The organism is Inquilinus sp. OTU3971, assembly GCF_038440215.1.
This window is the reverse complement of sequence record NZ_JASATH010000298.1, coordinates 1-6,103: the sequence shown is the minus strand read 5'-3', so window position 1 is coordinate 6,103 and position 6,103 is coordinate 1. Positions and strand designations below refer to the sequence as shown.

Genomic DNA, 6,103 nt, shown 5'->3' with positions numbered 1-6,103 from the left:
CCGCCGCTCGGCCCCCTGCACGGCGTGCCGGTGGCGATCAAGGACCTGACCCCGACCCGCGGCCACCTGACCACGCTGGGGTCGCATTCGACCGGCGACTGGGTGCCGGACCGGTCGGCGCTGATCGTCCGGCGGCTGGAGGCGGCGGGCGCCATCGTCATCGGCCGGACCACCACGCCGGAATTCGCCCATTCCGGATTCACCACCAGCCCGCGCTGGGGCGTCACCCGCAACCCCTGGGACCCGGAGCGGACGCCGGGCGGATCGTCCGGCGGCTCCGGCGCCGCAGTCGCTGCCGGCGTTGTCCCATTCGCCGAGGGCACCGACATGGGCGGGTCGGTGCGGATCCCGGCCGCCTTCTGCGGCGTGGTCGGGTTCAAGCCGAGCCTGGGCCGGATCCCGATGACCATTCTGCCCAGCCAGTTCGACGACATCTCGCATTTCGGCCCGCTGGCCCGCAGCGTCGACGACGCCGTCGCCTTCCTGGCCGCGACCGCGGGGCCGAGCGACGAGGACATCAGCTCCCTGCCCCTGCCCTTCGACGCCGCGGCGACGCGGATCGACGGGCTGGCCGGGCGGCGCTTCGCCCTGTCGATGGATCTCGGCTACTACGCCGTGGACCCGGCGGTCGAGGCCGCGATCCTGGCGGCGGCGGAGGCGCTGCGCCGGGCCGGCGCGGTGGTCGAGGAGGTGCGCCTGCCCTGGACCCGGGCGGTGAGCGACCGCTGGCTCGACCTGTGGTGCGTGTTCATGGCGGCGTTCCACGGCCACCGCCTGGCCGAGCACCGCGACCGGATGGACCCGATCCTGGTCGGGCTGATCGACCGCGGCCTGACCCTGGGCGCCGCCGAGGTCAAGCGGATCGAGATCCTGCGCAGCGCGATGTGGAACGACCTGGCGCCGATCCTGGCCGGCCGTGACGCCCTGCTGTGCCCGACCTGCCCCGTCCCGCCGCCGCCCGTCACCCTGACCGATGACGACTTCGCCGCGGACGACCCGGATGGGCGCTATGGCGGCATGGACATGACCGCCCCGTTCAACCTGCTGTCCCCATGCCCCGCCCTGTCGCTGCCGGCCGGGCTGACGCCGCAGGGCCTGCCGGTCGGGCTGCAGATCGTCGGCCACCGCCATGCCGACGAGGCGGTGCTGGGCCTGGCCCGGGCGATGGAGCAGACGCTGCTGGAGGCGGGCCTGACCGAGGCCGTGCGCCGCGGCCCTCCCGTCCTGTGACCGGGCGCCTGGCGGCCCGGTCCGTCACGGTCTTGGATCGGCGCGGATACGCCCCAGATTGTTGAGTCCGGGCTGGTGTTGAGTCAGTCTGCCATTGTCGCCGATCGCCCCAGCGCGGGCCCGGCCAACGTGGAGTCGATCGCATGGCCAAGGTCCTCGCCTGTATCGACGGCTCGATCTACTCCCACAGCATCTGTGATCTTTCGGCCTGGGCGGCGTCGCGGCTGGCCCAGCCGGTCGAGTTGCTGCACGTGCTGGGCCGCCGCGAGGTATCGACCATCCCGGTCGACATCAGCGGCACGCTGGTCGCCTATTCCCAGGACATCCTGGCCGAGCTGGCGGCGATGGACGAGCAACGGGCCGGCCTGTCACAGAAGCGCGGCCGGCTGATCCTCGACGAGGGCCGCACCCGGCTGCAGGAAGCCGGCGTCACCGATGTCGACACCCATCTCTACAATGGCGACATGGTCGAGACGGTCGGCGAGTTCGAGCCGGACGCCAGCGTCATCGTCATCGGCAAGCGCGGCGAGGCGGCCGACTTCGCCAAGCTGCATCTCGGCTCGAATCTCGAGCGGGTGGCGCGCGCCGCCAAGAAGCCGGTGCTGGTGGCCGCCCGCGCCTTCAAGCCGATCCGGCGCTTCCTGATCGCCTTCGATGGCGGCCCGAGCGTGACCAAGGCGGTCGAGCTGATCGCCAACGGCCAGCTGCTGCGCGGGCTGGAAGGCCATCTGCTGATGGCCGGCAGCCCGGACGAGGAGGCCGAGGCCAAGCTGGACGCCGCCGAGGCCAGGCTGCGCGACGCCGGCTGGGACATCCGCGCCCGGATCCTGCCGGGCGAGCCGGAGGCGGTGATCTCGGCCGAGGTGGCGGCGGCCTCGATCGACCTCTTGGTGATGGGCGCCTACGGCCACTCCCGCATCCGCAACCTGATCATCGGCAGCACCACCACCGCGATGGTGCGGTCCTGCCTGATCCCGGTGCTGATGCTGCGCTGAGGATCAGCCCTCGCGCCGCATCAGCCACAGGCCGACCCCGCAGCCGAGGACGCACAGCGCCAACATGTAGTGCAGATGCGCCAGCGGGTCCGCGGCCAGCAGCAGCGGCACCACCACCGGCGTCAACCCGCCGAACACGGCGTAGGAGACGTTGTAGGAGAAGGACAGGCCGCTGAAGCGGATCGCCGCCGGGAAGGCGCGGACCATGACGAAGGGCACCCCGCCGACCACGCCGACGAGAAGGCCGGCCAGGGCGTAGGTCGGCAGCAGCAGGTCGGGGCTGGCCGCGCCCCTGGTGTAGAGCAGCCAGACGCCGATCCCCAGCAGCGGTGAGCCGATGGCGAAGAAGCGCCCCGCCCCGATCCGGTCGACGATCAGGCCGGCCAGGATGACGCCGACGGTCAGCCCCAGCGTGGCGACGTTGTTGGCCAGCAGCGCCTGCGTCGGCGGCACGCCGTGCAGCTTCTCCAGCAGCGCCGGCGTCATCAGGATGACCACGACGATGGCCCCCGACAGCAGCCAGGTCAGCAGCATCGACACCAGCACCGCGCCGCGATGGTCGCGCAGCACCGCCTTCAGCGGCAGCTCCGCCGCCAGCGCCTTGCGGGCCCGCAGCTCCTGGAAGATCGGGGTCTCGTGCAAGAGGCGGCGCAGATGGACCGAGAGCAGGCCGAAAGCGCCGCCGAGCAGGAAGGGCAACCGCCAAGCCCAGCCGGCGATCTCGGCCTGGCCGAAGCTGCCGTTGATCGCCGTCGCCACCAGCGACCCCAGCAGGATGCCGGCGGTCAGCCCGGCGGTCAGCGTGCCGCAGGCATAGCCGATCCGGCTGGCCGGCACATGCTCGGCCACGAACACCCAGGCGCCCGGGACCTCGCCACCGATCGCCGCGCCCTGCAGGATGCGCAGCAGCAGCAGGGCCAACGGCGCCCAGACGCCGATCTGGGCATAGGTCGGCAGCAGCCCCATGCCGAGCGTGGCCGCCGCCATCAGCAGGATGCTGAGCGTGAACATCCGCTTGCGGCCGAACAGGTCGCCGAAATGCGCCATGACGATGCCGCCCAGCGGCCGGACCAGATAGCCGACCGCGAACACGCCGAAGGTTTGGAACTGGCGCAGCCAGTCCGGCATGTCCGGCGGGAAGAACAGCTGCCCGATCACCGTCGCGAAGAACACGAAGATGACGAAGTCGTAGAATTCCAGCGCGCCGCCGAGCGCGGCCAGGCCGAGGGTGCGGTAGTCGCCGGCGGTCAGGCGCCGCGCCGACGGAAGGTCGGCGGCGATGGCATGGGTCATGGCTCTGCCGTTCGATGATCGATTTGTCTTACCAAAGGGGCGTCGGGTCGGGACCCTAGACCAGCGCAGACTGCCTCGGCAGCGCTACGCCCGCATGTCGGGGTCCACGAAACCTGTTGCATCCGTCATCGAACCGTCCGGACTTGGGATCGCGCCGCATGTGGCTATCATGCCGAAGCCCAACCCGATTGCAGGAGAACCGGTCGTGACCAAGAGAACGGTTGCCGATCTGATCGCCGACATGCTGGCCGATGCCGGGGTCCAGCGGATCTACGGCATCGTCGGCGATTCCCTGAACGGGCTGACCGACAGCCTGCGGCGGAAGAAGACGATCGACTGGATCCGCGTGCGGCACGAGGAGGTGGCGGCCTTCGCCGCCGGCGCCGAGGCCCATCTGACCGGCGAGCTCGCGGTCTGCGCCGGCAGCTGCGGGCCGGGCAATCTGCACCTGATCAACGGCCTGTTCGACTGCCACCGCAACCGCGTGCCGGTGCTGGCGATCGCGGCGCATATCCCGAGCTCGGAGATCGGCCGCGGCTATTTCCAGGAGACGCATCCGCAGACCTTGTTCCAGGAATGCAGCCATTATTGCGAGCTGGTCTCCGACCCGGCGCAGCTGCCGGGCGTGCTGGAGATCGCGATGCGCGAGGCGGTGGCCAAGCGCGGCGTCGCGGTCGTGGTCATCCCCGGCGACGTGGCGCTGAAGGAGATCGGCGACCGGCGCCATTCCCCGTTCCTGCTGCCGGCCCAGCCGGTGGTGGTGCCGGCCGAGGCCGAGATCGAGCGTGCCGCGGCGCTGCTGAACGAAGCCCGCCGGGTGACGCTGTTCTGCGGCCGCGGCTGCGCCGGCGCGCATGCGGCGCTGATGGGCCTGGCCGAGACGCTGAAATCCCCGATCGTCCACGCCTTCGGCGGCAAGGAGTTCGTCGAATACGACAATCCCTACGACGTCGGCATGACCGGGCTGATCGGCTTCTCCTCCGGCTATTATGCGATGATGAACTGCGATGTGCTGCTGATGCTGGGCACGGACTTCCCCTACCGCCAGTTCTATCCGGCCGATGCCCGCATCATCCAGGTCGACATCCGGGCAGAGAATCTCGGCCGGCGCTGCAGCCTGGAGCTGGGGCTGGTCGGCGACGTGCGCGAGACCATCGCGTCGCTGCTGCCGCGGCTGGAGGCCAAGCAGGACCGCGACCATCTCGACGCCGCGCTGCAGGACTACGTCAAGTCGCGCGAAGGGCTGGACGACCTCGCCACCGGCACGGCGGGCCGGCCGCCGATCCATCCGCAATACCTCACCAAGGTGGTCAGCGACCTGGCCGACGACGATGCCGTCTTCACCTTCGATGTCGGCACGCCGTCGGTGTGGGCGGCGCGCTATCTGAAGGTGAACGGCAAGCGCCGGCTGATCGGGTCGCTCAGCCACGGCTCGATGGCCAACGCCCTGCCCCAGGCGATCGGCGCCCAGGCGGCCTGCCCGAAGCGGCAGGTGGTGTCGCTGTCCGGCGACGGCGGCCTGACCATGCTGATGGGCGACCTGATCACGCTGAAGCAGCAGAACCTGCCGGTGAAGGTGGTGGTCTACAACAACGGCGTGCTCGGCTTCGTGGCGATGGAGATGAAGGCGTCGGGCTTCCTCGACACCTACACCGACCTGGAGAACCCCAACTTCGCGGCGATGGCGGAATCGATGGGCATCTTCGGCATCCGGGTCGAGGATCCGGGCGAGGTCGAGGCCGCGGTGCGGCGCGGCCTGCACCATGACGGGCCGGTGGTGATCGACGTCGCCACCAACAAGCTGGAGCTGATGATGCCGCCCACCGTCTCGGCCAGCCAGGTGGCCGGCTTCGGCATGTACATGCTGCGTGCCGTGATCAACGGCCGCGGCAGCGAGCTGATCGAGCTGGCCAAGACCAATCTGCGGCGATAGAGGTCACACCCGCTCCAGCGGGCGGTGCGGTTCCGGCGGCAGCTCGATCGCGATCGGGTCGCCGGGGCGCACCGTGCCGCCGGCCAGGACGATGCCCATTACCCCGGCCTTGCGCACCAGGTTGCCGGCCTCGTCCCGGCCTAACACCTGCTTCAGCAGCCCCTGCTGGAAGCCGTCGATCTGGCCGCAGGGGTTGCGCAGCCCGGTGATCTCGACCACCGCCTCGGCGCCGAGCCGCAGCTTCGCTCCGGTCGGCAGGCCCAGCAGGTCGATGCCGCGGGTGGTGACGTTCTCGCCCAGGTCGCCGGGCACCACGGTGAAGCCGGCGGCCGCCAGCTCGTCGTGCAGCTCGCTTTGGATCAGATGCACCTGGCGCAGGTTCGGCTGGGTCGGGTCGACCTTCACCCGCGACCGGTGCTTCACCGTCACGCCGAGATGGGCGTCGCCCTCGACCCCGAGCCCGGCCAGCAGGCGGATCGCGTCGAGCACCGGCTTGCTGAAGCTATGGGTCGGGCTGAGGCCGACCGCCGTGACCACCGCGGTCATGCCGACGTCCCTTTCAGCGGATAGCGGCCGGTGACGAGGAATGGGGACTGCCGGTCGGCCTGCTCATACACCGCGATCGCGGGGGGACCCAGGGGTTCTCCGCCTC

The 6,103-nt window shown here is 70.6% G+C and carries 5 protein-coding genes; 3 read left to right on the top strand and 2 right to left on the bottom strand.

Annotation, left to right across the window (positions count from 1 at the left end; all coding sequences use genetic code 11):
- Together AAHM41_RS38180 and AAHM41_RS38175 are read left to right on the top strand one after the other, a co-directional pair.
- Positions 1-1,230, top strand: a 1,230-nt coding sequence (locus tag AAHM41_RS38180) for an amidase (protein ID WP_342241868.1), incomplete at its 5' end; no start/stop codon positions are given.
- Between the two features lie 143 nt (positions 1,231-1,373).
- Positions 1,374-2,225 (top strand): universal stress protein, encoded by an 852-nt coding sequence (locus tag AAHM41_RS38175; protein WP_342241867.1) that lies wholly within the window; start codon positions 1,374-1,376, stop codon positions 2,223-2,225.
- 3 nt (positions 2,226-2,228) lie between these two features.
- Here the strand turns inward: AAHM41_RS38175 and AAHM41_RS38170 are convergent, their stop codons facing one another.
- Positions 2,229-3,518: an MFS transporter gene (locus AAHM41_RS38170; protein ID WP_342241866.1), complete on the bottom strand. Its 1,290-nt coding sequence runs from the start codon at positions 3,516-3,518 to the stop codon at positions 2,229-2,231.
- Positions 3,519-3,723: 205 nt separating this feature from the next.
- Between AAHM41_RS38170 and poxB the strand changes: the two genes are divergently transcribed.
- Positions 3,724-5,451: a ubiquinone-dependent pyruvate dehydrogenase gene (gene poxB, locus AAHM41_RS38165; protein ID WP_342241865.1), complete on the top strand. Its 1,728-nt coding sequence runs from the start codon at positions 3,724-3,726 to the stop codon at positions 5,449-5,451.
- A 3-nt stretch (positions 5,452-5,454) separates the two neighbouring features.
- Here poxB and AAHM41_RS38160 read toward each other — a convergent pair whose 3' ends face one another.
- Positions 5,455-5,997 carry an MOSC domain-containing protein gene (locus AAHM41_RS38160; protein WP_342241864.1) on the bottom strand — a complete coding sequence of 181 codons (543 nt, stop codon included), beginning with the start codon at positions 5,995-5,997 and terminating at the stop codon, positions 5,455-5,457.
- Positions 5,998-6,103 lie beyond the last annotated feature (106 nt).